22 protein-coding genes are annotated in these 24,886 nt (G+C 53.4%); 2 read left to right on the top strand and 20 right to left on the bottom strand.

Annotated features, from left to right (window positions below; genetic code table 11):
* Positions 1 to 70: 70 nt before the first annotated feature.
* The 4 genes from malQ to ruvX form a co-directional block, all read right to left on the bottom strand.
* The gene (malQ, locus tag PK629_03330; protein ID HOP10503.1) at positions 71 to 1,561 is read right to left on the bottom strand and encodes a 4-alpha-glucanotransferase; all 1,491 of its coding nucleotides are present in this window, start codon (positions 1,559 to 1,561) and stop codon (positions 71 to 73) included.
* A gap of 131 nt (positions 1,562 to 1,692) precedes the next feature.
* A complete protein-coding gene (deoC, locus tag PK629_03325) occupies positions 1,693 to 2,337 on the bottom strand; it encodes a deoxyribose-phosphate aldolase (protein ID HOP10502.1) in 645 nt (214 codons plus the stop codon).
* 160 nt (positions 2,338 to 2,497) lie between these two features.
* Complete coding sequence (locus PK629_03320) at positions 2,498 to 4,708, bottom strand: hypothetical protein (GenBank protein HOP10501.1); 2,211 nt, start codon at positions 4,706 to 4,708, stop codon at positions 2,498 to 2,500.
* Between the two features lie 218 nt (positions 4,709 to 4,926).
* Positions 4,927 to 5,367, bottom strand: a complete 441-nt coding sequence (gene ruvX, locus PK629_03315; GenBank protein ID HOP10500.1) for a Holliday junction resolvase RuvX — start codon at positions 5,365 to 5,367, stop codon at positions 4,927 to 4,929.
* A gap of 298 nt (positions 5,368 to 5,665) precedes the next feature.
* On the opposite strand from ruvX, the gene PK629_03310 reads away from it, so the two are divergent.
* On the top strand, positions 5,666 to 6,928 hold the full coding sequence (locus tag PK629_03310; protein ID HOP10499.1) for an alanine:cation symporter family protein: 1,263 nt from the start codon (positions 5,666 to 5,668) through the stop codon (positions 6,926 to 6,928).
* A gap of 70 nt (positions 6,929 to 6,998) precedes the next feature.
* Positions 6,999 to 8,819: a nucleoside-diphosphate sugar epimerase/dehydratase gene (locus tag PK629_03305; protein HOP10498.1), complete on the top strand. Its 1,821-nt coding sequence runs from the start codon at positions 6,999 to 7,001 to the stop codon at positions 8,817 to 8,819.
* A gap of 130 nt (positions 8,820 to 8,949) precedes the next feature.
* Here the strand turns inward: PK629_03305 and PK629_03300 are convergent, their stop codons facing one another.
* From PK629_03300 to PK629_03225, 16 genes are all read right to left on the bottom strand, one after another.
* Positions 8,950 to 9,813: a radical SAM protein gene (locus PK629_03300; GenBank protein HOP10497.1), complete on the bottom strand. Its 864-nt coding sequence runs from the start codon at positions 9,811 to 9,813 to the stop codon at positions 8,950 to 8,952.
* Positions 9,810 to 10,667 carry a sugar phosphate isomerase/epimerase family protein gene (locus PK629_03295; GenBank protein ID HOP10496.1) on the bottom strand — a complete coding sequence of 286 codons (858 nt, stop codon included), beginning with the start codon at positions 10,665 to 10,667 and terminating at the stop codon, positions 9,810 to 9,812. Before PK629_03295 ends, PK629_03300 begins: the two co-directional genes overlap by 4 nt.
* A gap of 16 nt (positions 10,668 to 10,683) precedes the next feature.
* The gene (locus PK629_03290; GenBank protein HOP10495.1) at positions 10,684 to 11,709 is read right to left on the bottom strand and encodes a Gfo/Idh/MocA family oxidoreductase; all 1,026 of its coding nucleotides are present in this window, start codon (positions 11,707 to 11,709) and stop codon (positions 10,684 to 10,686) included.
* A 306-nt stretch (positions 11,710 to 12,015) separates the two neighbouring features.
* On the bottom strand, positions 12,016 to 12,237 hold the full coding sequence (locus tag PK629_03285) for a hypothetical protein (protein HOP10494.1): 222 nt from the start codon (positions 12,235 to 12,237) through the stop codon (positions 12,016 to 12,018).
* 25 nt (positions 12,238 to 12,262) lie between these two features.
* Positions 12,263 to 13,438, bottom strand: coding sequence for an N-acetylglucosamine-6-phosphate deacetylase (nagA, locus tag PK629_03280; GenBank protein HOP10493.1), 1,176 nt, complete (start codon positions 13,436 to 13,438; stop codon positions 12,263 to 12,265).
* A 12-nt stretch (positions 13,439 to 13,450) separates the two neighbouring features.
* A complete protein-coding gene (locus PK629_03275) occupies positions 13,451 to 14,596 on the bottom strand; it encodes a uroporphyrinogen decarboxylase family protein (protein ID HOP10492.1) in 1,146 nt (381 codons plus the stop codon).
* Between the two features lie 167 nt (positions 14,597 to 14,763).
* Complete coding sequence (locus PK629_03270) at positions 14,764 to 15,810, bottom strand: uroporphyrinogen decarboxylase family protein (protein HOP10491.1); 1,047 nt, start codon at positions 15,808 to 15,810, stop codon at positions 14,764 to 14,766.
* A gap of 544 nt (positions 15,811 to 16,354) precedes the next feature.
* Positions 16,355 to 17,611 (bottom strand): M28 family peptidase, encoded by a 1,257-nt coding sequence (locus tag PK629_03265; GenBank protein HOP10490.1) that lies wholly within the window; start codon positions 17,609 to 17,611, stop codon positions 16,355 to 16,357.
* Between the two features lie 311 nt (positions 17,612 to 17,922).
* Positions 17,923 to 19,572, bottom strand: a complete 1,650-nt coding sequence (locus tag PK629_03260; GenBank protein ID HOP10489.1) for an AMP-binding protein — start codon at positions 19,570 to 19,572, stop codon at positions 17,923 to 17,925.
* Between the two features lie 465 nt (positions 19,573 to 20,037).
* The gene (locus tag PK629_03255; protein ID HOP10488.1) at positions 20,038 to 20,586 is read right to left on the bottom strand and encodes an XRE family transcriptional regulator; all 549 of its coding nucleotides are present in this window, start codon (positions 20,584 to 20,586) and stop codon (positions 20,038 to 20,040) included.
* Between the two features lie 32 nt (positions 20,587 to 20,618).
* Positions 20,619 to 21,146 (bottom strand): 2-oxoacid:acceptor oxidoreductase family protein, encoded by a 528-nt coding sequence (locus PK629_03250; protein HOP10487.1) that lies wholly within the window; start codon positions 21,144 to 21,146, stop codon positions 20,619 to 20,621.
* A 214-nt stretch (positions 21,147 to 21,360) separates the two neighbouring features.
* The gene (locus PK629_03245; protein HOP10486.1) at positions 21,361 to 22,107 is read right to left on the bottom strand and encodes a thiamine pyrophosphate-dependent enzyme; all 747 of its coding nucleotides are present in this window, start codon (positions 22,105 to 22,107) and stop codon (positions 21,361 to 21,363) included.
* Positions 22,108 to 22,119: 12 nt separating this feature from the next.
* Complete coding sequence (locus tag PK629_03240; protein ID HOP10485.1) at positions 22,120 to 23,169, bottom strand: 3-methyl-2-oxobutanoate dehydrogenase subunit VorB; 1,050 nt, start codon at positions 23,167 to 23,169, stop codon at positions 22,120 to 22,122.
* An 11-nt stretch (positions 23,170 to 23,180) separates the two neighbouring features.
* Entirely contained in the window at positions 23,181 to 23,420 is a 240-nt protein-coding gene (locus PK629_03235; GenBank protein HOP10484.1) for a 4Fe-4S binding protein, read from the bottom strand.
* Position 23,421: 1 nt separating this feature from the next.
* Positions 23,422 to 24,087 (bottom strand): hypothetical protein, encoded by a 666-nt coding sequence (locus PK629_03230; GenBank protein HOP10483.1) that lies wholly within the window; start codon positions 24,085 to 24,087, stop codon positions 23,422 to 23,424.
* Positions 24,088 to 24,267: 180 nt separating this feature from the next.
* Positions 24,268 to 24,864 (bottom strand): hypothetical protein, encoded by a 597-nt coding sequence (locus PK629_03225; GenBank protein ID HOP10482.1) that lies wholly within the window; start codon positions 24,862 to 24,864, stop codon positions 24,268 to 24,270.
* Positions 24,865 to 24,886: the final 22 nt, after the last annotated feature.

The following is a 24,886-nucleotide window of genomic DNA, read 5'->3' as shown; positions in this document are numbered from 1 at the left end:
ATTTGCATAATTTGATCTAATCATACAAAAACAGAGGCGGTATTGAATCCCGACCCTGTTTTTATAACGGTTATTCTGTTTTTGCTTCGGCGGGTTTTTCAGCCAGCCGCCCGTATAAATCGTTCCACTCGAAATATTTCGCAGGCGAAAGCTCCAAGACCTGATCGCGGGTGAAGCGGCAGAACCAGTTGTCTCCGCCTTCGACGCCCGGCACGTTGACGCGGGTATCGGCACCGTAATGCAGTAAATCCTGAATCGGGAAAATCACGACGCCGGCGCAGGATTGGCACATTTCGCGTAAAATCGTGTCGTAGTGGTTGTCCCAGTCGTCGCGCGGGATCTCGAAATAGTCCATGATATGATTTCGATTCTGCGGATCCTGTTCCCACATAAACCCGAGCAGCGTGTTGTTGTCGTGGGTACCGGTGTAAGCGATGCAGTTTTGAATATAGTTATGCGGCAGATGGGGCGATTTCTTATCGCCCAAAAAGGCGAACTGCAATACCCGCATACCCGGAAATCCCGACGCCGCAAGCAATTTTTCGACGTCTTCGCCCAAATCGCCCAAATCCTCGGCAATCAATCGGCATTCCCCGGCCGCCTGTTCCATTTTTTGAACGAATTCCAACCCCGGGCCTTTCATCCATTTGCCCTCACGGGCGGTCTCGGCGCCGGCGGGAATGCTCCAATACGACGCAAATCCCCGGAAATGATCGAACCGTAGTCCGTCGAACAAGTCCGCCGAGTGGGCGATGCGCTCCGACCACCAGGCGAAGCCGTCTTTTTTCATGCTGTCCCAGTCGTAGAGCGGGTTTTTCCACAGCTGCCCGTCTTTGGCGAAATAGTCCGGCGGAACCCCCGCAATACATTTCGGGTTGCCGTCGGATTTGAGCAGAAACTGTTTTTGGTTGGCCCAGACGTCGCAGCTGTCATGGTCGACGTAGATCGGCAGGTCGCCCAGAATTTTTACACCGCGCTTGTTGGCGTAGGCCTTCAGATCGGCCCACTGCATAAAAAATTCGCTCTGCACAAACCGCCAGAATTTCAAATCCTCTTTGCGCGGTTCGCTGACTTTCCACTTATTCCAAACCGGATAACTGCCGTCGGAAAGCTGATTCGCATCGCGCAGCGCCATGAACTCGGCGACTTTCGCCACCTGCGGATGTGCGGCTAAAAACGCATCCCGTGCTTTTTCGTCTTCTGTTTGCACGCGGGAAGCCGCTAGCCGCAGCAGCGCAAGGCGTTCTTTTCCGAGCCGCTCGTATTCGCAGCGCCACGGGCTGTTTTGCCGCGCATATTCGGCCTCCTCAACGCCCAGAAGCCCTTTTGCGCAAAGAATGTCCAAACTGATGAAATACGGATTTCCGCCAAACGCCGCCGGGGATTTATAAGGCGAATAGAATCGGTCGGTCATGCAAAACGGCAGCACCTGCCACCAGGAAAACCCGCCGGCTTCCAAAAAGTCCACGAATTCACGGGCCGACGGCCCGAAATCCCCGCAGCCGTATTCGCCCCACAGGGAAAACACGGGCATCAAAACGCCGCTGCTGCGTTCCAACATGACAAAACGCCTCCTTTATTTAATACAAATCAAGTTTGGGATGTTTGATCCGTCAATAAAGCGCGGATTTGATGATGCAGTTGAAAATAGGGTCAAACTCCTTAGCTTGAAAATTTTATTTTCAAGCTTTTTTACCCTTCTACAATCGCGATGCCCGCCGAAGCGCCGATCCGGTCGGCTCCGGCCTCGATCAGCGCCACAGCATCGACCTTGGTGCGAATGCCGCCGGACGCCTTAATTTTAACGTTTCCGGTGATGTTCGCTTTGATCAGTTTCACATCCTCAACCGTCGCCGCGCCCTGCGTCATTCCGGTGCAGGTTTTGACGAACGACGCGCCCGCCTCGCAGCAGAGCTTGGTGGCGCGCACTTTCTGTTCGTCGTCGAGCAGGCCTGTCTCGATGATGACTTTGACGACCCGACCGCCCGCGCAGCCGACGATGGCCTTGATCTCGCCGCGCACATAGTCGTTGTCGCCGTCAATCAGCGCCGCCGAGTTGATGACCATGTCAAGTTCATCCGCGCCGTCCGCGATGGCTTTTTTCGCTTCGGCGACTTTGATATCGGTGGTGTTGGCGCCCAGCGGGAATCCGATCACGGTACAAACCGCAACGCCGCTGCCGGTGAGCAGTTTTTTGCACAGCGGAACGTAGCAGGGATTGACGCAGACCGAAGCGAACTGATATTGTTTGGCCTCGGCGCAGAGTTTTTCAATCGCCGCATGTGTGGTGGTCGGTTTCAACGCGGTGTGGTCAATGTAAGTGTTTAACGGTCGCATAAAGCACCCCTTTATTTAAGTGTAGGGAACGGTCTTGACCGTTCCGCCGGAAGGATTTTTATATGAAGATTTCCGTCCTATAAAATCCGTGAATTTAATGATCTTTTCGTATGTGAAATACCCACCGGAACGGTCAAGACCGTTCCCTACAATAAAAAATTTACAGCTTTCCCTCGTGCCTTAAATAATTGAACGCGCCCATATTCTGCGTTAAATCATTATTCGAAAATCCCGTTTTCGGCGACTCGAACAGGGTCTTGCCTTTGTAATCAAACCGCGACAGCATCATCGCGCTGTATTCTTTGTCCGCAATTACCGTCAACAGTGCATCAGTCGTAAAATCACTGTAACTGATCTTTCCCGCTTCGAAACTGTAGGTCGGGCGGTGCTTGTAGTCGCCGTAGCCGTATTTCTCGTCCAGTTTCATGCCGATCGCATATTTTTTGCCGCCGACTGTAATCTTAAACTCGACCGCGTTGCCGTTCACCAGCTTGCAGGAGGCCGATTTGATGATCTTGTCGTTGCATTTTTCATCTTCAGCGCCGTCTTCAGGCAACAGCAGCGTGACAAAATGCACATATTCACCCTCCCCAAGATATTCGCTGAAATACTGTGTCAGCGCGTATTGATTGTCGTCGTAGTTACGACGCAGCTTCTCCAGAGAGACCTTTAGGTCGTCGCGCACAAATGCCAGCCGCAGTTTCAGATTCTCGGTGCCCTTCGGCCCCTCGGAACCCTTAAAGGTCTGCTCGATTGTCCAGTCGTTCTCGCCGCATTTTAAAATCTTGCCGCCGAACCACATCTGCCCGAGTGTGTATTCATAGACCTGCTTGGCTTTTATCGAGTCGATGACCGCGAATCCGCCGGTCGGGAAATGAATGACCGTGCGATCGTACACCGTGCGGTGATGCGGATCGTCCATGCGGGTGCGCCCGATCTCGAGGCCCAGCATCTCCTGATAGAAAACTTTCTCGGTCACGACTTTCAGATAAGCGCCCAGATCCTCTGCGTATTCCAAAAAGCCCTTTTCGCGGAACATGCGCCCGTTGCGCATAACCACTTTATTGTGATAAAAATCGGCCCGGAATGCGCCGTGGTCGACGATCGCATCGCGGTATCCGCCGTCGCACAGCAGCGGCTTGTCCCGATAAAAATAACTGGTAATCGTATTCTCATCGGCATGTCCGTGGTGGACTTTTTCGGCGGGTGCGGGAATCGTGCTGTACATATTCTGCCGCGCCAGAAGCGCATAATTACCCTCGTCGCGGTAGTTGAGCATCAGATATTCATTATTTTCATCCTGGCCGCGCCAGACCAGCTTTTTGCCCACGAGATCCTCGATGACTTCACCGGATAAATAGTCGGGCTTGACCGGCTTGATCTTGGTGTCTGCCATATCGGCCGCCAGTGCATACGAACGCGCAAGCCATCCGCCGACGACGCCCTTGCCGTAATATTTCTTACCCCAGTCGAGGAATTTCATCACCGCGTACTTCACGCAGCCGTCATTAAAACTTGCCGCAGCCCACTCCAAAAAGCCGATCGAGAGCGCCGGGCAGCCCCAGTCGCGCAGTTTTGCGTCACCGTAATCGGGAACACTGCCCTCCGGGGTTTGAATGTGCGTGAAATAGGTGGCGTAATAATGCATGATCGTGTCCGTGCGGAAGTTGCGGATGTTGTTTTCGTGCAGATATTCCGCGACGCAGATGTACCACACCCCGTTATAAAGTGTCGTGTCCTCCATGTTCCAGCGGCCGATGGAGTCCTCGGCGCAGAACCGCGCCAGATCGCCGGCTTCTTTGGCCAGATAACTGTTCGGATAAAGCCGCGCAAAACGCGAAAGCGTGATTACGCGCAGCACGCAGCGGTTGAACGGGCCCCATTCGGGCAGTTTCATCGCAAAGCGCGCGGTCGCTTCCCAGACCGGCTGCATTCTCTGATAAAGCTTGTCGCTCATCTGACCGGTCTCGCGCAATATCAAACAGCCCTTGGAAAACGGGCCGCCCGCAAACGCCGCTTCGATAAACTGAAGCCCGTCGATATCATCAACGGAAAGCTTGAATTTTTTATTGACATATTCGTAGATATCCGCAATCCGCCCGATCAATGCCAGGGCGATCTCGGCATATTCCGTTTTTTTCGTGTGTTTATAGACCTCGGCTGCCGATTGAATGGCATAGCCGTACTGCACTTTTCCGAAAACCTGTGTCAGCGTCGTTGTGGCGCTGTTGCCGGAAGAGTCGGTGTTGATGCCCTCGACGACCGACATATAGTCGAAGTCCTTCTGATCCGCCCAGAACTTGTCGGCGAATTTTTTCATCAAGTCGACATAGGTCTTGGCGGTAGTAATGTTCATTCCCTCGAATTTCATGGTTGTGACCTTCCTTCCTTACCGGGTCGGAAGCTTTGGGGTGCACAGTCCTGACTGCCCAAAAGCCCAAAACTCCCTATTTGAAAATTTTATTTTTCAAATTTCCTCCGCGGTTAATGGTGTTTTAGGCGTATTTCTTTGCGCCGCAGTCATTATACCACACCCCGCTGGAATGCACAATTAAAATTCACAGAACATTTTGTGTTTTTATATTTATTTTATAAGATTCTATTTATTTTCCCCGCGTTTTTTCGCAAGTCGAGGAAATTCTGCAAAATCACGGCGGCTGCGGCGGCGTCGATGGTCTGCCGGCGTTTTTGAGACCCGTGTTTTCCGGCTTCGTTGTAATAGACGTGCGCGGCAGCAGTCGTGTAACGCTCGTCATAAAGACGCACTTCGATATTGCACCGTTCACCGAGGGATTTGGCGAAATCCCGCGCCCAAGGGGCGAGTTCGCCATCGCCGCCGGTATCGCGCAAAGGCAGGCCGACCACGGCCAATCCCGCACCATATTTGGCAACACATTGTATAGCGGCTTCAAGCACGGCAGCGGCGTCGCTTTTGGCGATCACCTCCGCAGGGCTGGCCAAAATTTCGCCGGGATCGCTGACAGCGACGCCGGTACGGGCTTTTCCGAGATCGAACGCAATAATTTTCATTGTTGTCTTCCCAAACATAAAGTTTTCGTTGACCTTTTCAAAAGGTCACAGGATTCAAAGGGACAGCGTCCCTTTGCCGCGTTTCGCAGAACGCGGAATTCCTTTCTCCATGAAACCTGAGGGGGATTGTCAAGGGGGGCAGGAACGCACCCTTGACGGGGGTTCGGGGGACAGTGTCCCCCCGTCTTGAACCGTAAAATATCCCCCCAAAATATCCACCCCAACTATAACCCATCCCGCCCGTCCTGTCAACTTTATCATGCAAATCCGCCACGGCGCATATCCATTTTCGGGTGGTATGATGTCCGTATTGCAGTTTCTGTCGGAAAAAATCATATGGGGAATCGTACCGGTGTGTGCGTTGTTGGCCGTTGGATTGTGGCTATCGGTCAAGAACCGTTTTTATAACCTCACCGGTCTGATACATGTGCCGAAAATTCTGGCCCGCCAAAGCGGCAAAAAGCTCTCTCCGTTCGAGGTGTTCTCACTCACGACCGGCGGCAAACTCGGTGTCGGCAATATCGTCGGGGTCTCAGCGGCAATTGCGACGGGCGGACCCGGTGCGGTGTTTTGGATGGGTGCGTTTTCGATACTTGGGAGTGCCATCAGTTATGAGGAGTGCCGGTTGGGCGCAAAACTCGGAAGCCCGCCTGCTTATATGCGCAAGCTGGGCCGCCGGAAAACCGCTTATATTTTTACAGGACTGATGTTTTTAATGCAGGCCGTTTTAATGCCCGCCATTCAGGTCAATTCCGCCGCCGTATCTCTTCACGAAAATTTCATGGCCCCTCCCACGTATTTCGGCGCGGTGACGGGCGCGGCCTGCGCGGCACTGTTTTTGGCCTGTACACTGGGCGGCGAAAAACGACTGGCGCGCATCAGTGCAAGAATCCTGCCTCCGGCGGCAATCGCATTTATGTTTCTCTGCATTGCAATCATCGCAGTGAATTATCAAAACATCCCGCAGGTCTTCAACACGATTTTTAAAGGCGCACTCGGAATCGAGGCAGTCGCGGGAGGCGGATTAGGCGCAGCGGCATCGGTCGGTGTGCGTCGCGGTGCATTCAGCTGCGAAGCCGGGTGGGGCATCGCGCCCTATGCAGCGGCAAAAGCCGAAGGCACACCCGAAGAAATCGGGCTGTGCCAGTCGCTCTCGGTGCTGTTTGACACGCTTTTTATGTGCACGCTGACCGGGCTTGCGCTGTTGTGTTCGGGGTGCACCACCGCCGTCGGCGCGGCGGGGACGCTGCTCGGTAAAGGCGGGGGGCTGACGGTATCTCTTCTTGTGGCAGTATTTGCCTTTACAACGATTTTAACCTGTGGTTTCACTGCCGCAGCAAACGTCTCCGGTATAAAACGAGCCATCATTTTTGTCTTCATGGCAGGCGTGATGATCTGTGCGGGAGCCGCCGCCCCCGAAGTCGTCTGGACGTTGTGCGACCTGGCCGGGGGAATCCTTTGCATCATCAATATGTCGGCAGTGGTAAAATTAAAAAGGTTGGGCTCTAAACCACGGAATGCAGAATCGGATGCCCCTATCTGCTCCAACCGCAAATCTTGACTTTATGCATCATATTTTGTATAATAAGCCAAAATAAACCACGTGATATCCATGAGGTGCAAAAAATCGGATGAAGAAGTTTTTCAAAATACCCGGGCTCGTTGTCTGCGATCTGTTTCTGTGCGCTTTTACTACACTGTTTTCGGCAGTTTTAATATTTGAATTCAACTTTAAAGCGGCATTCACCTACCTCACATTGAATACCGCTTATCTTTTCATCTGGCCGACCGTAATCATCTTCAATTTAATCTTCGATTGCTACAGCAATTTGTGGCGGCGATCGGGACTGCTTGACCTGCTCCGGCTGGTTGGATCAAACGCCTGTGCGGCCACGATCTGGGGCATATTAAAGCTGTTTGACGTGGTCAATTTCTCCGGCAGTATTATTGTACTATTCTTCATCCTGAACTTTATGTTTTCGGCTGCTGCGCGTCTGTTGCCGCGCTTTTTGCAGATTATCTCCAGCCGCAGTGTAACCAGAGCAGCCGCCAACCGTACGGTGATTGTCGGAAGCGGCGAGACCGGAACCTATCTGGCGCAGTATTTCATCACCAATCCCGAAAAGGGTTATCTGCCGGTGGCATTCATCGACAATGACCCACAGCTCAAAGACGCATTGATCTGCGGTGTCAAAGTCGCGGGCGGCGATAATCAGCTTCCGGCCATCATTGAGAAATTCGACGTACACACCGTAATGGTTGCCCTTCCGTCCGCGAGCCGCGAAGACCTGCGCCGCATTTACGGATTGGTGCGCAATACCGACGCCGCTTTAAAAATTTACAGCGGCGTACAGGATTATACCGATAAGCTCAATGCAAACCTGCGCAATATCCGCATCGAAGACCTTCTCGGGCGCGACCCGGTCAAAATGAAAAACGGTGAGGCAAAAGCCATGCTTTCGGACGCAACGGTGCTCGTTACAGGCGGCGCAGGCAGCATCGGCAGCGAGCTTTGCCGTCAGATTCTGGCGGCGGGTGCAAGACGCCTGATTGTTTACGATTTCAGCGAGAACGGATTATTTTATATCGGCAACGAGCTGTCCGAGCGGTTCGGGAACAGCCGCTTTATCACAATTCTCGGTTCGATCCGCGATAAAAGCCGTCTCAAAGCCGTGTTTGACGAATACAAGCCGCAGCTGGTCTTTCATGCGGCCGCCCATAAACATGTCCCGATGATGGAGATCAACCCGCTCGAGGCCGTGAAAAACAACATCTTCGGCACACGCAACGTGCTGGCGCAGTGTATTGACTCCGGCGTGAAAAAGTGTGTTTTGATTTCCTCCGATAAAGCCGTCAACCCATCCAACGTCATGGGTGCGACCAAACGCATCTCGGAGCTGCAGTTCATGGATTTTAACCGGCAGAACAAGACCGAATTCTGCGCGGTACGCTTCGGCAACGTCCTCGGTTCCGAAGGCAGTGTCGTTCCGTTTTTCGCCAAGCAAATTGAAAGCGGCGGTCCGGTCACAGTCACCGACCCCGAGATTCGCCGCTATTTTATGACGATCCCCGAAGCCGTTTCGTTGGTGCTACAGGCAGGCGCATTGGCAAAAGGCGGCGAGATTTTTGTGTTGGATATGGGCGAACCCGTAAAAATCAAAGATTTAGCGGAAGACATGATCCGGCTGGCGGGATTGGTGCCGGGACGCGACATCAAGCTCAAATACATCGGTCTGCGCCCGGGTGAAAAGATGTTTGAGGAACTCTCGATGTCTGCCGAAACCGTAGACAAAACCACCCGCGAAAAGATTTTCGTACTGCGCGACAACGAACTCAATCCCGAAGAATTAAAACAATTATTGAAAAAATTAAACGACGCAATTCAAAGCGAAGACCCCGACGCCGCCGAGCGCGAGATCTTCAATTTTCTTCCCACAAATTATCGGAACTAAAAATAATAAAATGTAGGGGCGAACTTTGTTCGCCCGCCGGGTGATTCCGCTCTTACAAAGGACTGTCTACTCACGCTATTATAAATTAAATTCACGGGCGAACGCAGTTCGCCCCTACATATAACAACGATTACATCTCCTTAAAATCCGGAATAAATTCCTCGCCCGAGCAATCCTGCTCCTGAATAAAACCGTCCTCGATCCCGCTTTGAAATAAATATTCCTGCGCCGCTTCGTATTCCGAGGCGGTTAATTTTCTGTCCGGACCGCCGTTCGGCATCGGCGTATACTGCGCCATCAGCGAAAATAATACCTGCCCCGGTTTAAAATGTTCGGCGATAAAATCAATCGCCCGATAGGTGTTCTCCAAATGTCCCGGTAAAATCAAATGCCGGAGGATCACGCCTTTTTGAATCATCCCGTCTTCGCCGAATTTGTAATCCCCGACGAGTTCGTGCATCCTTAAAATCGCCGCTTTTGCGATTTCGGGATAATCCGGCGCATGCGAATACTGCGCCGCGAGTGCCGCATCGGTGTACTTCAAATCGGGCATCCATACGTTTATATACGGCGCAAGTCGCTCCAGCGTCTCGATTTTCTCATACCCGCCGCAGTTATAAACCACCGGCACCGGTAATCCGCCTTTGAGCGATTCGATCACCGCACCGGTAAAATGGGTCGCGGTCACTAAATTGATGTTGTGCACGCCCTGCGCGATCAGGTCCAAATAAACCTGCCGCAGCTGTTCGTTCGTCACCGCTTTTCCCCGATTTGCGCCCCGGCTGATCTCGGCGTTCTGGCAAAAAATACAGCCCAGATTGCAGCCGCAGAAAAAGACCGTGCCGCTGCCTTTTTCGCCGCTGACGCACGGTTCTTCCCAAAAATGTGGTGCCGCCCGAGCGATATGCGCCGTCGTGCCGTACCCGCAGACGCCGTTTCCGGCCTCGGCGGTGCGGACAGCGCCGCAGTTTCGCGGACATTCGCTGCAAATCATGCGATTTCCATTCCCCCGAGCGCCAGCAGGCATTCCTCGGTCGGCGCGTAGCCGTCGGCGGAAAATGCCGAGCCGCCCGGGGTCTTCAGGGTCTGTTCGTCGAGTTCTTTTTTATGGCGGTAATGTGTCTCCAGCACCGCCCAGCCGTCATAACCGGTGTTGTTTAAATACTTCAGTTGGTCTCTGACTCTTGCAATGCCGTCGCCGACGCGCACCGCCTCAATGGCGTTTTCTTTCTTCCGACCGTCCTTGATATGGACGTGCGCGATATACGGCCTGACCGCCAGCATGCCCTCATACGGAATCTCTCCTTCGGGATCCCATACCGAGTTGCCGATGTCCCACAGCGCCCTGAGGTCGGGCGAGTTGACGGCTTTGATAAATTTCGCCACCTTTGCACCGTTGGAACCCCAGACCGACGGGTCCTGCTCGACTACGGCAGTCACGCCGAGGGTCTTTGCCAGTTCCGCAAGCATCGCCAGTTTTTCGGCGACCTTGTCGAAATTCTCCTCAAACGTGCCGTTTTTGGCCCAAAAAGTGAAGGAGCGGATATTTTTCACGCCGAATTCCGCAGCAGCAGCAGCGGACTTTTTAAAAATTTCAATATGTTCTTCGATCTGTACGGGGTTCTCCAAATCGCATTTAAAACAAGGGGAACCCAGTCCGCAGACCACGGTGCCGTACTGCTTGCAGATCTCCTTGATGTTTTTAATGTCGCGGTCGGTCAGTTTGTGCGGCGCGCGTTCCCAGACGGTGCGCAGTTCCAGCCCCTTGACGCCGTATTTCGCCGCCAACTGCGCGGCGACCTCCAAATCCTGCGAAACCTCGTCGGTGATCAGTCCGAATTTCAGCATGTTCTATCCTCCCGTATTATAAATCGATCCGTTTTCCGGTTTTGGACGACTCATAGATCGCGCAGATAATCTCGACCGGCTTTTTGCCTTCGCGTCCGTCGACCGCAGGATTCCGGCCGGTGCGCAGCGCTTCAACCATATCTGAAATTTGGCTGATGTGCCCGCCGATATCGATATTGGTCGGGTCGCTGTAACCGCTCTTCACCGAAGACGAAATCAGAATATCGGCGGGAATCGCTGTACCGTCAACCGACCATTCGACCACCGCATTTTCAAGCAGCACGATGGTACCTTTTGAACCGTTGAGTTCAATACGCCTGCCCGAACCGGGCGTCACCGAAGTGGTGGCTTGAATCATGCCCAAAGCTCCGTTCTTAAATTCAAGCACCGCCGAACAGGTGTCCTCGGTCTCAATGTCGTGCAAAAGGGTGCGGCAGTTGGCGTAGACCGACTTGACCGGCCCCATCAGATATTGAATCGTATCGACGCCGTGCACACCCTGATTCATCAGCGCGCCCCCGCCGTCCATCGCCCAAGTGCCGCGCCACGGGGACTTGAGATAATATTCGCGGTCGCGGTGGTATTTCATATAGATGTCGCCGCAGAGCATTTGGCCCAGCTGCCCGTCGTTGATGGCGGCTTTGACCGAACGCACCGTATGAGAAAACCGCAGCTGTGAAATCACGCAGATTTTGACGTGATTGCGGTCGGCGGCCTCGATGATTTTATCGCAGTCGGCGACGGTGAGCGCCATCGGTTTTTCGGTGATAACGTGTTTACCGGCGTCTGCGGCCTGAATGCAGAATTGCGCATGCAGCCCGCTGGGCGTGCAGATGCTGACCACATCGATATCGGGGCATGCCAATAAATCCTCGACGGTATCGAAGGCCTTGCAGTTGTATTTCACGGCGAATGCCTCGGCGCTCTCCTTGGCGCGGTCGGTCGCGCCGATCAATTTGCAGCCCTTAATCGCGGCGACGGCTTCCGCGTGCCATTTAGAAATCACGCCGCAGCCGATAATGCCAAATCCGATTTCTCTCACCAAATCACCTCTGAATTTAATTTCACTAACTTAAAATTTTCGTCCACCTTTTTAAAAGGTGGCAGGGTTCAAAGGGATGGAATCCCTTTGCCGTGTTCCGCAGAACGCGGAATCCTTTCCCTTAAAACAACGGGGGGATTATTAAGGGGGCCGTAACCGCCCCCTTAATGGGGGATCGGGGGTCGGTGACCCCCGCCTTGAACCGTTAACTCTTTTATTTATAATTTATGCAGAGATTCGAAACCCAAACGGAATCCCCCCTGCGCGTCGAAACGACGCGCAGTCCCCCTTTTCACAAGGGGTTAATTATCTACTATGCTTCTTATACACCGCCGAAGCCGTCAAAAACCCGATAGCAATTGAGAGCAGCGTGATACCGCCGAATGCCGGCCAGACGATGTTCCACAGCGTGTTTTCGGTCATCGCGGCAGCCGCCACGAATCCCACGCCCAGCGATAAAATTAGGCACAACGAATACAGCAGCCCGTAAATCCATATAAATCTTTTTTTACTCGGTTTCTCGCGCATATTCCCTGCCCTTTCCGAATTCTCGTCAACCGGCAACCTTTTCGCCGCCGATCACGGTAATTTGAACTTCGATTTCGGGGTCGAAACTCACCAAGTCGGCGCGCTTTCCGATCGCCAACGACCCGCATTCATGGTCAATGCCCATGACCTTTGCCGGATTCAGCGTCATCATCTTCACACCATCGGTCAGTTCGATTCCCGCAAAAGCCGTCACCGTCTTTAAAAGCCGCGGCTGCGTCGCAACACTGCCCGCAAATGCCGTGCGGTCCATCAGCTTGGCTACGCCGTCTTCGATGATGACCTCCATGCCGTCTTTGAACGAGCCGAGCATGGTCGTCGTACCCTCGGGCAGTCCCGCACCGCGCATCGCATCGGTAATCAGCGAGATTTTGTCATGGCTCTTGAATTTGAAAATCTGCCGCAGCAGTTCGGGCGGCAGATGAATGCCGTCGCCGATGATTTCGATTGTCACATCGTCGAGCATATAGCCGATCTCGACCGCGCCGCTGTGCCGGAAGGCGTTGATGCGCCGCACCGTTGACATCGCGGAATAAAAATGCGTCATATGGGTGTAGCCGTTTTCGTAGGCCTCCATCAGCTGTTCAAACAATCCGTCGGTGTGACCCATCGCGGCCACAATACCGCGTTTGCGCAGTTCGCGCCCGAATTGCATACCGCCCGGCAGTTCCGGCGCGGCGCTCCAGCGCTTGATGTCGGGGCAGGAATCGAGAATCTGCAAATACTCGGTCGGGTCGGGATCGCGCAGAAACCGGGGATCCTGCGCACCTTTCATCGCATAGGCAAAATACGGCCCTTCGAGGTGCAAACCGGGCATTCGCGAGCCGTTTTTATTGGCTTTTTTGGCTTTGTGAAAAGACGAGAGCGCCTCGGCGGAAGATTCCGGAGAGATGGTGGTCAGCGTCGGATAGAGCGTCGTCACACCGTTTTTGGCATAGTGTTTCGCACAGGCCGAAAAGGCCTCCTCGGTGCCGTCGGCGAAGTCAAATCCGGCCCCGCCATGGGTGTGCATCTCGATAAAACCGGGCGCGAGATAATTGCCCTTCAAATCGATTTCCGCATCGCCCTTTTCGGTCGGAGCGCCCGCGCCGAGTGCGGTAATGACACCGTTCTCGGTTGCAAGCCAGCCGTCGATAATGCGGTACGGCATCACCAGTTTTGCGTTTTTGTAAATGGTTTTCACGTTTTGCATCTCCTATTCGGAATATTCGTCAATGCGCTTGCGGAAGTGCACATAGTTTTCGAAACTGACCTCTTCGGGCACGCCGTGGTCGCAGGTCGGGAAAAATCCCCCGCGTCTGCGCAACGGCGGCAGCAGTTTTTCAAGATACCGGTCGATCCCGTCGGGTGTGGTCGCCAGCACCCGCTTGTCGATCGCGCCGTGCATTTTCATATCGGGATAACGTTCCGAAACGGCGATGGGGTCGTTGAAAGACGCGATTTCGAACGGGCTGAAATAGTTGACGCCGATGCTGCGGTATAGGTCGATGACCGGTTCGCAGAAGCCGTCGGTGTCCACCTGAAAATGCGTCGTATATCCAGGCGGATTGCGTTTTTTCACGTTTTGGTACAACTGTGTGTAATAGGGGAATAAAAATTCTTTGATCATGTCCGGCGAGATCAGCGGGCCGCGGTTGTAGCAGATGTCCTCCGACAAAAAGAAATCGTCGATGGCCACTTTTTCCTGGTGGCGGGCGGTGACGGCGTCAGCCAGTTCAAACCATTGTTTCATGCAGGCATGGATCAGTTCCGGCTCGTCGTAAAACTTATACAGCAGTTCCTCCGGACCCATCAGCGAACGCAGATACATATAACCGCCGACCAGTAGCTGTTCCACGATCATGCCCTTTTTTTGACCCTCGGCAGCCGCTGTGAGCTGATCGCTTGAAAGGGTCTCGCGCCCCGGTGTGTCGGGATTCATGCGCCACTTGATTTCGCGCTCCCAGGTATTCATATCCTTGACGGGATGATCAACATATTCGGGCATAAATCCGCTGCGGCGGCCTTTGAAGCACAGCACATGCCGCCCGGCGAAATCCTGCACCAGCTCGTAATCGCCCCGGTCTTGGAGCACTTTTTCATCGAATTTCGGGTAAAGAGCCGCTTCGCAGCCGCCCAATCCGTATAGCGTACAGACCGCAGGTTCGTCAAAATTGAATGTTTGACGCAAATATGCCGAATAATCCGACACTTCGTCGCGCGGCTTTAAATAACCCTGCTCAATCCATTTGTCAAGCACATAATAACCGAATTCCCGCTTGTACAGCGGTACGCCCGGTTTGACCGCGAGAAAATCGCGGTATTTTTGAATGGATTTTTCAAGCGAAGACGATTGATTCAATCGAATGTTCCCCCTTTGAAAGCACCGTTTGAACCTTGCGATAAAAATTATAACATACGAATCCGAGAGGCGCAATGCGAAATCGAAATAATCCACCAATCCGCTATAAATGTACAAACACCCGCAGGCGAACCCACGGGTGTTTTTAGAAAATTTGTTAAGAAAACCTACAAACCTCTTATAAACTTGACCGCATCCTCGGCTTCGGCGAGAGTTTTGGCATAGTACCAAATCAGGCATTTGTTGCGCTTAATGATGTCGGCGTTTGCGCGCAGTTCCTCGGCGGTCGGTGTCATAATGACAACTTTATCCGCGAGGGTTTTTTCGTATTGCCGCCAGACGTCGAAGCAACGGTCGGCGTTGGGGTCGTTGGAGATTTCAATCACCTTAATCTGCGGCACGGTGACAAACAGCGGCAGCATGACCTTGCCCAGCGAATGGACGTGAATCATAACGGCGTCAAAGCCTGCGCAGGTCTTTTTCAACCCGTCGAGGAACAACTCCTCGAAAATATCCGGCGACATCATGCAGGAGGCGTCCTCGGAGACCTGACCGATGCTGTCGCCGTCGAGCCAGATATCGAAACCGGTCACATAACCACCGGCTACTTTACCCGCAGCGGCCTTTTGCGCTTCCAAATAGAAACGCGCGGCATCGGCGCTGAAATCGACAAGCGCTTTGATCTTTTCGGGTTCGTCGTAGACGTCGTAGAACATCTCGTTGCCGCGCACGATATTGATAATATCCGACGGACCGTCAGCGCCGCGCAGTTTGGGCACAAACTTATCGCCCCAATTTTCGCGATAATATTTAATACCGTCGGTGACCATCTTCAGGCGCGGATTTTCGGGATCGAGTTTCAACTTAGCCACGTCGTCCCATTCCGGGCAGATGGTGTGGTTGTAGCTGGTGTCGGGGGTATAGTCGACTTCGCCGCCCAAAAAGGAGGTATGTTCGGCAATGCCGTACCACGGCCCGATTGATGGAAAAATGTCATCATCCAATTTTGCACGGCGTTCCCAATACTTCTCGAGGTTCTTGGCGCGCAGTTCGAGATATTTCTCCATATCCGCCGGGAACGAGAAGGAATTGAGCGGCGGCATGGTTTCGGGGGACAATTCGGAGATGCCGCGAATTTGGATGGATGCGGCGGGATTGGGGTCTGCATAGAATTTTCTGGCGCGGTCGGCCAGCATGTCGATGTCACGGAACATGTCGGACTCCTTTCGGCACTGGAAGGTGGCGTGTTTTTTAAAAGTTTTCGCCGGCCTTTTTCAAAAGGCCGCAAGGTTCAAAGGGGCGGCGCCCCTTTGCCGCGTTCCGCAGAACGCGGAATTCTTTCCGCTTAAAATAACGGGAGGATTAGTAAGGGGGCCGTAACCGCCCCCTTACTGGGGGTTCGGGGGCCGGTGGCCCCCGCCTTGGATTTAATCATTAGAAGATTTCAATTCCGCGGAGGTATAAACAGAAAGTTTTACATTTCACGAGTTATAAAACAACAGTTTTTACGACTCAAGGCGGGGAACACTGTTCCCCGCACCCCTGTCAAGGGGGTTAGCAACAGACTGAAAATCGGTATCATCGCCCTCTTGCAACATGGTCGCATCCCTCGCTATTCGCACCGTGCTGCTCCCTGTTGCAGCGCCATAAAATCTTCACTGTCGTTAAAAGTCTAAAGATTTCGCGCTTTGCGAAGCGCGACAAGGGCTCCGCCCTATGATCCCGCGGCCTTTGCAAAGGCCGGCGAAACTCTTGTGATTACTTCTTATCCTTTAACAGATACTTGTCGACTTTTTTGACCATCTCGTCGGGCATTACGCGGGCGATCGGGAACATCGCGGCGTTGGCGACCCGCTCCGAGAATAACGCCGCAAATTCTGCCGTGCCGCGCAGTGAGTCGGCGGAAAGCGGCTTCAACGTATCATGATGGTTGTGGCAGTCCGCCGCGCCCGGTGCGCCAAAGCGGATAAAGTTGATGGCGGGAATGCCTTTGTCAGCAAACGGGATGCAGTCACTGGAATAGGTGTCCCAGCGCACGCTCATCGGACGTCCCATCTCTTTATACATGAACTCGATTGCATGGCAGACCTTCTCCTCTGCAAGAACGGTGACCGTGTCGCGCCCGATGACCGGGCCGGCCAGATCGACGTTGATCGACAGACGGATTTTTTCGAGTTCGCTCTCGTGGGTCTTGATGTAGTCCTTGCTGCCCAACAGACCGCGCTCCTCGGAACCACACCAGATAAAGCGCAGTGTGCGCAGCGGCGGATTCTTGATAAAATGCGCCGCCAGTTCGAGCAGAATCACACTGCCCGCGGCGTTGTCGTACATACCGTGGCTGAAAACAACCGAGTCATAATGTGCGGTATAGGTAATCACTTCGTCCGGGTATTTGGTACCTTTGATCTCGGCGATCACGTTGCCGCTGTCACCCTCGCCCTCGTCCTGTTCGAGCGTGATCTTGACCTTTTCGGGCTTGGAGCTAACCAGTTTGACCGCATCTTCCATACGGATGCAAACGCCGGGAATCTGGCCGTGCTTAATGTGATTTTCACGCAGCATGCGCAAGTCGTGATCGGTCTCGGAACGGCGGTCACGATAGGTACCAGACGTGCCGATAAAGCCGACGACACCGGCCTTGACCAACCGCTCATAGGTCTCGTAGCCCGCGCCGTTGGAAAGCAGCACGATCTTGCCCTTGGCGTCAAAGAGGTCAATATCCTCACCGAGTTCGGCATACTTGAATTCGGCTTCAAGCCCGTCTTTAGCCGCGTTGCCCGAGAATCCGTAACCGGTCGCCTCATATTCGGCGTATTTGGGTGCGGTAACTTCAAACTTGCATTTTTTAATCTCGTACTTCGGGGCTTTGAAAAGCTCGATTTTAGGTTCTAGGCCGAGTTCGCGCACTTTGGCGGCGATAATCTCGCGTCCGCGCTTCTCGCCCTCGGTGGTAGAAAGACGCTCGAAGTCGAGTTCTTTCAAGTTTTTGTACATGCGGTTTCCGTTGATGGTCATAATGATTTTACCTCCGATAATATGATGTAGTCCTAATATATAAAGTTTTCGTCCACCTTTTGAAAAAGGTGGTGGGGCTGGGGCAACGCCCCAGTCGTGCTCTGCAGAGCACGAAATACTTATGTTTATAGCAACGAGGGGATTATTAAGGGGGTCGTTCTAACCCCCCTTAATGGGGGTTCGGGGGACAGTGTCCCCCGTCTTGAACTTTACCCACAAGGCTTTCGCGCTTTGCGAAGCGCGACAAGGGCTCTGCCCTTTGAACCTGCCACCTTTAAAAAGGTGGACGAAACTTTTAAAAGTCCTCGTTTTTAGTTTCCGTCGCTGTCATTCCTCCGAATCTGCGCCCGCTTGATCTTCCCGCCCAGCGTCTTCGGCAGTTCGGCGACGAATTCTACCACACGCGGATATTTATACGGCGCAGTGACCTTTTTTACATGATTCTGCAGCTCCTTAATCAGTTCCGGACTGCCCGTAAATCCCGCTTTCAATACGATTGTCGCTTTGACCACCTGACCACGAATGGGGTCGGGGGCTGCCGTCACGGCACATTCGAGCACCGCTTTATGTTCGAGCAGCGCACTCTCGACCTCAAACGGCCCGATGCGGTATCCAGAACATTTGATCACGTCGTCATGCCGCCCGACGAACCAGTAATAGCCCTCGCTGTCCCGCCATGCCACATCCTTCAGGTTGTAAACGCCCTCCTGAAAGGACTTATTCGTATTTTCCTCATCGTGAAAATATCCGGTAAACAAGCCCGCCGGCGGTGCGGAACGCGCATTCATCACGGCAATTTCGCCCTCGTCGCCGTCCTCGCAGGGATTACCGTCGGCATCAAGCAAGGCGATATCATAAAGGGGAGACGGCTTTCCCATAGAACCCGGAATCGGGTCAAACCAAGGGAAGTTGGCCAGCATCACACTGCTCTCACTCTGTCCGAAGCCCTCGGCCATCTTCTTGCCAGTCAGCTGTTCCCACTTGCGGAAAATCTCGGGATTGAGCGGCTCTCCGGCCAGACACCACCGCTCAACGCTAGATAAATCATAAACCGAAACGTCCTCGGTCAGCATAAAACGGTACATGGTCGGCGGCGCGCAGAAGGTTGTCAGTTTATAATCCTGTATCTTTTGTAAAAGGTTCTTCGGCACAAACTTGTCCATATCATAGGCAAAAATCACCGCACCGCAAATCCATTGACCGTAAATCTTGCCCCAACCGAACTTTGCCCAACCGCTGTCCGAGACGCTCATATGCAGCTTGTCTTCCTGAACACACTGCCAGTATTTTGCCGTGACGATATGCCCGAGCGGATAGGAAAAATCATGCCGCACCATCTTAGGCATGCCGGTCGTACCGGAGGTAAAATAGATCAAAAACGTGTCTTTGACGTCGTTTTGCACGCGCTCGATCTGATCGGGAAATTCATCGATTTTTTCGAAACTCTCCCAGCCGTCTTTTTTCTGACCGACTAAAATTTTCACGGCCAGCGACGGGGCCTTGGGCTGCGCCAGTTCGACCTGCTCGACGACGAACGGGTCATCGACGGCGATAATGGCCTTGATTCCAGCGGCGTTGGCACGGTAAGCGATGTCTTTTTGGGTCAGTTGCAGCGAGCCGGGAATCAGCACCGCGCCGAGTTTATGGACGGCGTTGGCGGCGACCCAGTATTCCCAGCGGCGTCGCAGAATCAGCAATACCACATCGCCTTTACCGATGCCGAGAGAGCGCAGGTAGTTGGCGGTCCTTGCGGAAAGAGCGGCGATATCGGAAAAGGTAAAAGAACGCTTGCCGCCGTGATCGTCGCACCAGACCAACGCGGTCTTAGCGGGCTGTTCTTTTGCCCAGCCGTCGACGATATCGTAAGCGAAGTTAAAATCCGCCGGAATATTCACTTGATAATTGCGTTTAAAGTCCTCATAGGAGGAAAAGTCAACGCGCGGCAGAAATTTTTCGAGCATGCAAACCTCCGAAGTGTAAAACTAAAGTTTTCGCCGGCCTTTCTCAAAAGGCCGCGGGTTCAAAGGGCAGCGCCCCTCATCGTGCTCCGCAGAGCACGGAACTCTTATTGCTTAAAATAACGGGGGGATTATTAAGGGGGTCGTTCTAACCCCCTTAATGGGGGTTCGGGGGTCGGTGACCCCCGGCTTGAACTATAATTGTATAGGATTTATATCCGCATAGAGCCGGGACCGGGGGTTTCGCATATTCGCGAAATGATATAGGAGTTTTCACGATTCGAGACGGGGAACACTGTTCCCCGAACCCCTGCTAAGGGGGTTAGAAACAGATCCCCTTAGCAATCCCCCCTGTTTTATAAATGAGAGATTTCGCGCTTGCGAGCGCGACAAAAGGCGCTGCCTCTCGACTCTGCCACCTTTTGCAAAAGGTGGACGAAAACTCTCTGTTGATTCGACGGAACTTTGTCAATTCGTAATCACGGTCAAAAACACCGCCTGTGTATCACCGCCGCAGCGCTGCCCGTGCGGATACGCCGGGTTGAAATAAATGCTGTCCCCTTCGGTGAGCGCAAATTCCTGCCCATCGAAAGAAACAACGACCGTACCGCTGACAATATAATTGAATTCCTGCCCGCTGTGGCTCACCAATTCAGCGGGTTCGTTCGTCGGATCGAGCGTGACCAAAAGCGGCTGCATCACCTTATGAGAATAGCGGAATGCCAAATCCTCATAACTGTATCCGGTGAATCGGTCGACCGGCTTGCCCTTGCCCTTTTTGACAATGTGGTAAGTGGTCAGCTTGGCAGCCGTACCCGTCAGAATCTCGGTGAAATCGACGCCGCAGAGTCCCGCAATTTTATACAGCACGCTGATCGGGATGTCATCGCCGTTTTTCTCATATCCGGCATAAGTCTCCGAGTCAATGCCGATCATTTTTGCGAATTCTGCCTGTGTGTAGCCGCAGGCGTCGCGCAGTCCAGCAATGCGCTGGGCGATTTCGACTGTCTGTTCCACGTTCCTGACTCCTTTCCTGCGAAGCCGATAACTTACGCTTTCCCTATTTCAATCGCTTTGCGATTAAAATCAACCATCTCGGGTTTGCGCGCAGGCACGCACTTCACAAGGCCTTTGTCCAGTCCTTCGGCGCTCAGCACCTTGCATACCTGATTGAGCCGCCCGACCAACACCATGTTGCCGAGACCTTTTAAATCGTTTTGCTCGGCCAATTCGGTTGCGGGCAGTTTGCAGACGGTGATGTCGCTCCGATCGATTTTGACGTCTACAATCGAGCTGTCAATGATCACTGTGCCGCCGGGAACGACCGCATCGATGAATTTTTCGAGCGACGGGCGATTCATGGCGACGAGAATATCGGGGTTGGTTACGAGCGGCGAGCCGATTGGCTGATCGGAAACGCACACGCTGCAGTTGCAGGTGCCGCCGCGCATCTCCGGACCGTAGGACGGCAGCCAGGAAATTTCCTTTCCGTCGCAGAGACCGCCGTAAGCCAGCACTTTTCCGGCAAACAGCACGCCCTGTCCGCCGAATCCGGCGATTAAAATATTATGGGTCATTTTTATTTCTCCTCTCGAACTCGTATCACACGCAGTAAAAGGTTCAAGACGGGGGACACTGTCCCCCGAACCCCTGCTAAGGGGGTTAGCAACAGACCCCCTTAGCAATCCCCCCTGTTGTTTTACTGGAGAGATTTCGTGCTCTGCGGAGCACGACCGGGGCGCTGCCCCGAACCCTGCCACCTTTTAAAAAAGGTGGACGAAAACTTCTTGCTTATTCCTTTTTCGCTTTAACGTCCTTATAAACACCCAGCGGATAATACGGCAGCATGTTTTCGCGCAGCCACTCCAGCGACTTGATCGGCGAAAGCCCCCAGTTTGTCGGGCAGGTCGATACGACTTCCACAATCGTATATCCCAACCCCGCAACCTGGTACTCAAACGCCTTTTTGATCGCTTTTTTTGCCGCGATGATGTCTTTCGTGCTGTCCACGGCGACACGCTGTGCCAATGCCACACCGTCCAGCGTCGAGAGCATCTCACAGACCCGAATCGGGTTGCCTGCGGTCTTGACGTCGCGCCCGTAAGGCGTGGTCTGCGTGATCTGTCCTGGCAGTGAAGTCGGCGCCATCTGACCGCCGGTCATGCCGTAGATCGCGTTGTTGATAAAAATTACGGTGATATTCTCGCCGCGGGTCGCCGCATGCACGGTCTCCGCAGTGCCGATCGCAGCCAAATCGCCGTCGCCCTGATAGGTGAAAACGATCCCATCCGGCAAAGCGCGGCGTAATCCGGTTGCAACCGCCGGCGCACGTCCGTGTGCGGCCTCAACCATATCGCATTCAAAATAATTATAAGCAAATACCGAACAGCCGACCGGTGCCACGCCGACCGTGCGGCCCGTTACGCCCAATTCGTCGAGCGTCTCGGCCACCAGCCGGTGCACAATTCCGTGCGAACAGCCGGGGCAATAATGCAGCGGCACATCGCAAAGCGCTTTCGGTCTCTCAAAAACAATCATGTTATATCCTCCTTACAGCAGCTTCTCTGCGGCAACAGCAATTTCAGCGGGGGTGGGAATCACGCCGCCGGTTCTGCCGTAAAACTCGACCGGACGCTCGCCGTTGACCGCCAGCCGGACGTCGTCGACCATCTGACCCATGCTCATCTCGACCGTCAAAAACTTCTTCGCCGTCGGGATGCAGGCGCGGATCGCCGCTTTCGGGAACGGCCAGAGCGTGATCGGGCGCAGCAGCCCCACTTTCAGACCCTTTGCACGCAAAGCATTGACGGCACTGCGGCTGACACGCGAAGACGCGCCGTAGGCCACAATAACCAGATCGGCGTCTGCGGTCAGATAGCTCTCGGCCATGACTTCGGTCTTCTCAATCTCGGCATATTTTTGAAACCGCTCCCGCACCAGACGTTCGAGTTCATCCGGTTGAATATAGAGCGAATTGACGATATTATGCTTGCGCTTGCCCTGTGTGCCGCTGGTCGCCCACTCTTTCACGGGCGGCGTGATCTGCTTTTCGGGCAGAATCACCGGTTCCATCATCTGACCCAGCATCCCGTCGGACAGAATCATCGCGGGCATGCGGTATTTGTCGCCGAGTTCAAACGCCTTGGCGACGAGGTCAACCGACTCCTGCACCGTGGACGGCGCGAAAACGAGGATATGAAAATCGCCGTGACCCGTGGCGCGGGTCGCCTGCCAGTAATCCGACTGGGAGGGCTGAATGCCGCCCAAACCCGGACCTCCGCGCTGGACGTTGATGATCAGCGCAGGCAGATCGGCGCCCGCCAGATAAGAGATCCCCTCGCCTTTTAAGCTGATTCCGGGCGAAGATGACGAGGTCATGACACGCGCGCCGGCGGCAGAAGCGCCGTAAACCATATTGATCGCGGCGACTTCGCTCTCGGCCTGCAGATAAGTTCCGCCGACCTTGGGCATGCGCTTTGCCATATACGCGGCCACTTCGGTCTGCGGGGTGATGGGGTAACCGAAGAAATGACGGCAGCCGGCAGCAATTGCGGCCTCGGCCAACGCCTCGTTCCCCTTCATAAGCACTTTTTCAGACATGATGTTTCTCCTTATTTCTCTACAGTAATTGCGCAGTCGGGGCAGGTCATTGCGCAGAACGCACACCCGATGCACAGCGCCTGATCGCTGCAGTGCGCGGGGTGATAGCCCTTGGCGTTGAGTTTTTGCTGATCCAGCTTCATAATCCCTTTCGGGCAGGCCGCGATGCAGAGCTCACAGCCCTTGCAGCGGTCTTCATTGACGGTGACTTTTGCCATTTCCGATGTATCTCCTTTGCTATGTATATTCATATCATTCCCAGGGCTTTTTCACGTAAATCTTCACCGGGAACGGATTTTCGATATTTTTAGTCGAAACGCCCTCGGGAACCGCCGTAAACAACAGCGGCAGTCCGGCGATGCGGGCGATTTCACGGGCAAACGGCATGCTCTTTTGCACGGTTTCGGCGTCGGTCTGGTCGCATAAATGCGAATTGTTGACGATCGCCGTGGCTTTCAGCCGGCAGACGGCCTCGATTTCACGTAAAATCCCGACGGCCTCATCCGGTGTTCTGGTAAGGTTACGGTAATAATTGACGACGTAGTACATCTCATACCCGACACGGCTGATTTTCTCCGAAAACTGCCCGAGCGCATACGCGCCGGCATCGTCGCCGCCGACGTCAAAAATCGCTTTTTCATTGCCGTCCCAAACCGCGTTCAGCGCGGGTGAGATAAAGGGCTGGTCGACGTTGGAGCCGTCATAGGTCTGCGCGATCAGCCGCACGCCGCTCTGTTTCAGCAGTTCGCCGTGTCCGCTCGACCGGAAATAGGGATTGACGATATCGAGATCGGCCAGTACGCAGGGTGCGTTATAAAGCGCGAAGTTGAGCGAGAGGTTGGTCTTGCCCGCGCCGTAGTGGCCGATGACAATTAAAAGCCGTTTTTGCATCTTTTGTGTGAAAATAACCCCGCTCACCTCCCCGCCGAACTCTTTTTGCGGACAATAACAAATTATACACCCCAACTTGATTCAAGTCAACCGCGCGCAGACCCGTTTCGGCATTCCGAAACAAAATCATATTCTTCAAAAAATATTATAAAAACGCCCGGCCGAAAGGCAAAACGCCTTATGGCCGGACGCTTTTAAGAAAAGTGTTTATTCCACACTCGCCGTATCGAAAAACGCCAGATAAGCGTTTACTTGTTCCTTGGAATTACCGCTGAAAGTCATAAAAGTCGTCACACTTCCTGAGATTACTCGCAGACAATACGCCGCGTAATAATCATCCACACCCTCAAGCATATATCCGCGATAAAGATATAAATTCCCGCTAAGTTTTATTTCTACAATATCCTCGTAAATAACCTCACGTACTTCACCGTTATATTTTTGAGTCGTAAATTCAACACTCGTTAGATTCATATACTGCTGTACGGTATAATTTTTGCGCAAGTTTACATCATATTTAATGCTCATCTTTGAATTCTCATCGGTTATTCTGACATCATAATATCCGCTCTGACTTTTTACATCATCATAAAAGCTTTCGGGATATCCCTTCCATTCAATCAATTCCTCATCGGAATAAATATTATACCCATCGGGTACCGTCAGTTTTATTCCCGCCTCGGTGTTGGTATAAGTCCGCCCATCCCAAACGCCCCGCGCCGGAACTGTCTCTTTCTTGGCACAGCCCAAAACGCCGATCGCTAGTAACGTAAAAGCCAAAATGCCGCAAACAAACTTTTTCATCCCTTTTTCTCCTATTTATTTT

It is taken from the genome of Oscillospiraceae bacterium, from assembly GCA_035380125.1.
GTDB lineage: Bacteria > Bacillota > Clostridia > Oscillospirales > JAKOTC01 > DAOPZJ01.
The sequence above is the reverse complement of the archived record's forward strand: the minus strand, read 5'-3'. Positions and strand labels throughout refer to the sequence as shown.

Excerpts from the sequence above, each read along its gene's own strand:
- PK629_03270 (HOP10491.1), bottom strand. The coding sequence starts at position 15,810 with ATGTTCCGTGACATCGACATGCTGGCCGACCGCGCCAGAAAATTCTAT.
- PK629_03285 (HOP10494.1), bottom strand. The coding sequence starts at position 12,237 with ATGCGCGAGAAACCGAGTAAAAAAAGATTTATATGGATTTACGGGCTG.
- PK629_03240 (HOP10485.1), bottom strand. The coding sequence starts at position 23,169 with ATGTCTGAAAAAGTGCTTATGAAGGGGAACGAGGCGTTGGCCGAGGCC.
- ruvX (HOP10500.1), bottom strand. The coding sequence starts at position 5,367 with ATGAAAATTATTGCGTTCGATCTCGGAAAAGCCCGTACCGGCGTCGCT.
- malQ (HOP10503.1), bottom strand. The coding sequence starts at position 1,561 with ATGTTGGAACGCAGCAGCGGCGTTTTGATGCCCGTGTTTTCCCTGTGG.
- PK629_03250 (HOP10487.1), bottom strand. The coding sequence starts at position 21,146 with ATGACCCATAATATTTTAATCGCCGGATTCGGCGGACAGGGCGTGCTG.
- deoC (HOP10502.1), bottom strand. The coding sequence starts at position 2,337 with ATGCGACCGTTAAACACTTACATTGACCACACCGCGTTGAAACCGACC.
- PK629_03320 (HOP10501.1), bottom strand. The coding sequence starts at position 4,708 with ATGAAATTCGAGGGAATGAACATTACTACCGCCAAGACCTATGTCGAC.
- PK629_03265 (HOP10490.1), bottom strand. The coding sequence starts at position 17,611 with ATGACCATCAACGGAAACCGCATGTACAAAAACTTGAAAGAACTCGAC.
- PK629_03305 (HOP10498.1), top strand. The coding sequence starts at position 6,999 with ATGAAGAAGTTTTTCAAAATACCCGGGCTCGTTGTCTGCGATCTGTTT.
- PK629_03295 (HOP10496.1), bottom strand. The coding sequence starts at position 10,667 with ATGCTGAAATTCGGACTGATCACCGACGAGGTTTCGCAGGATTTGGAG.
- PK629_03235 (HOP10484.1), bottom strand. The coding sequence starts at position 23,420 with ATGAATATACATAGCAAAGGAGATACATCGGAAATGGCAAAAGTCACC.
- PK629_03300 (HOP10497.1), bottom strand. The coding sequence starts at position 9,813 with ATGATTTGCAGCGAATGTCCGCGAAACTGCGGCGCTGTCCGCACCGCC.
- PK629_03225 (HOP10482.1), bottom strand. The coding sequence starts at position 24,864 with ATGAAAAAGTTTGTTTGCGGCATTTTGGCTTTTACGTTACTAGCGATC.
- PK629_03245 (HOP10486.1), bottom strand. The coding sequence starts at position 22,107 with ATGATTGTTTTTGAGAGACCGAAAGCGCTTTGCGATGTGCCGCTGCAT.
- PK629_03310 (HOP10499.1), top strand. The coding sequence starts at position 5,666 with ATGATGTCCGTATTGCAGTTTCTGTCGGAAAAAATCATATGGGGAATC.
- PK629_03260 (HOP10489.1), bottom strand. The coding sequence starts at position 19,572 with ATGCTCGAAAAATTTCTGCCGCGCGTTGACTTTTCCTCCTATGAGGAC.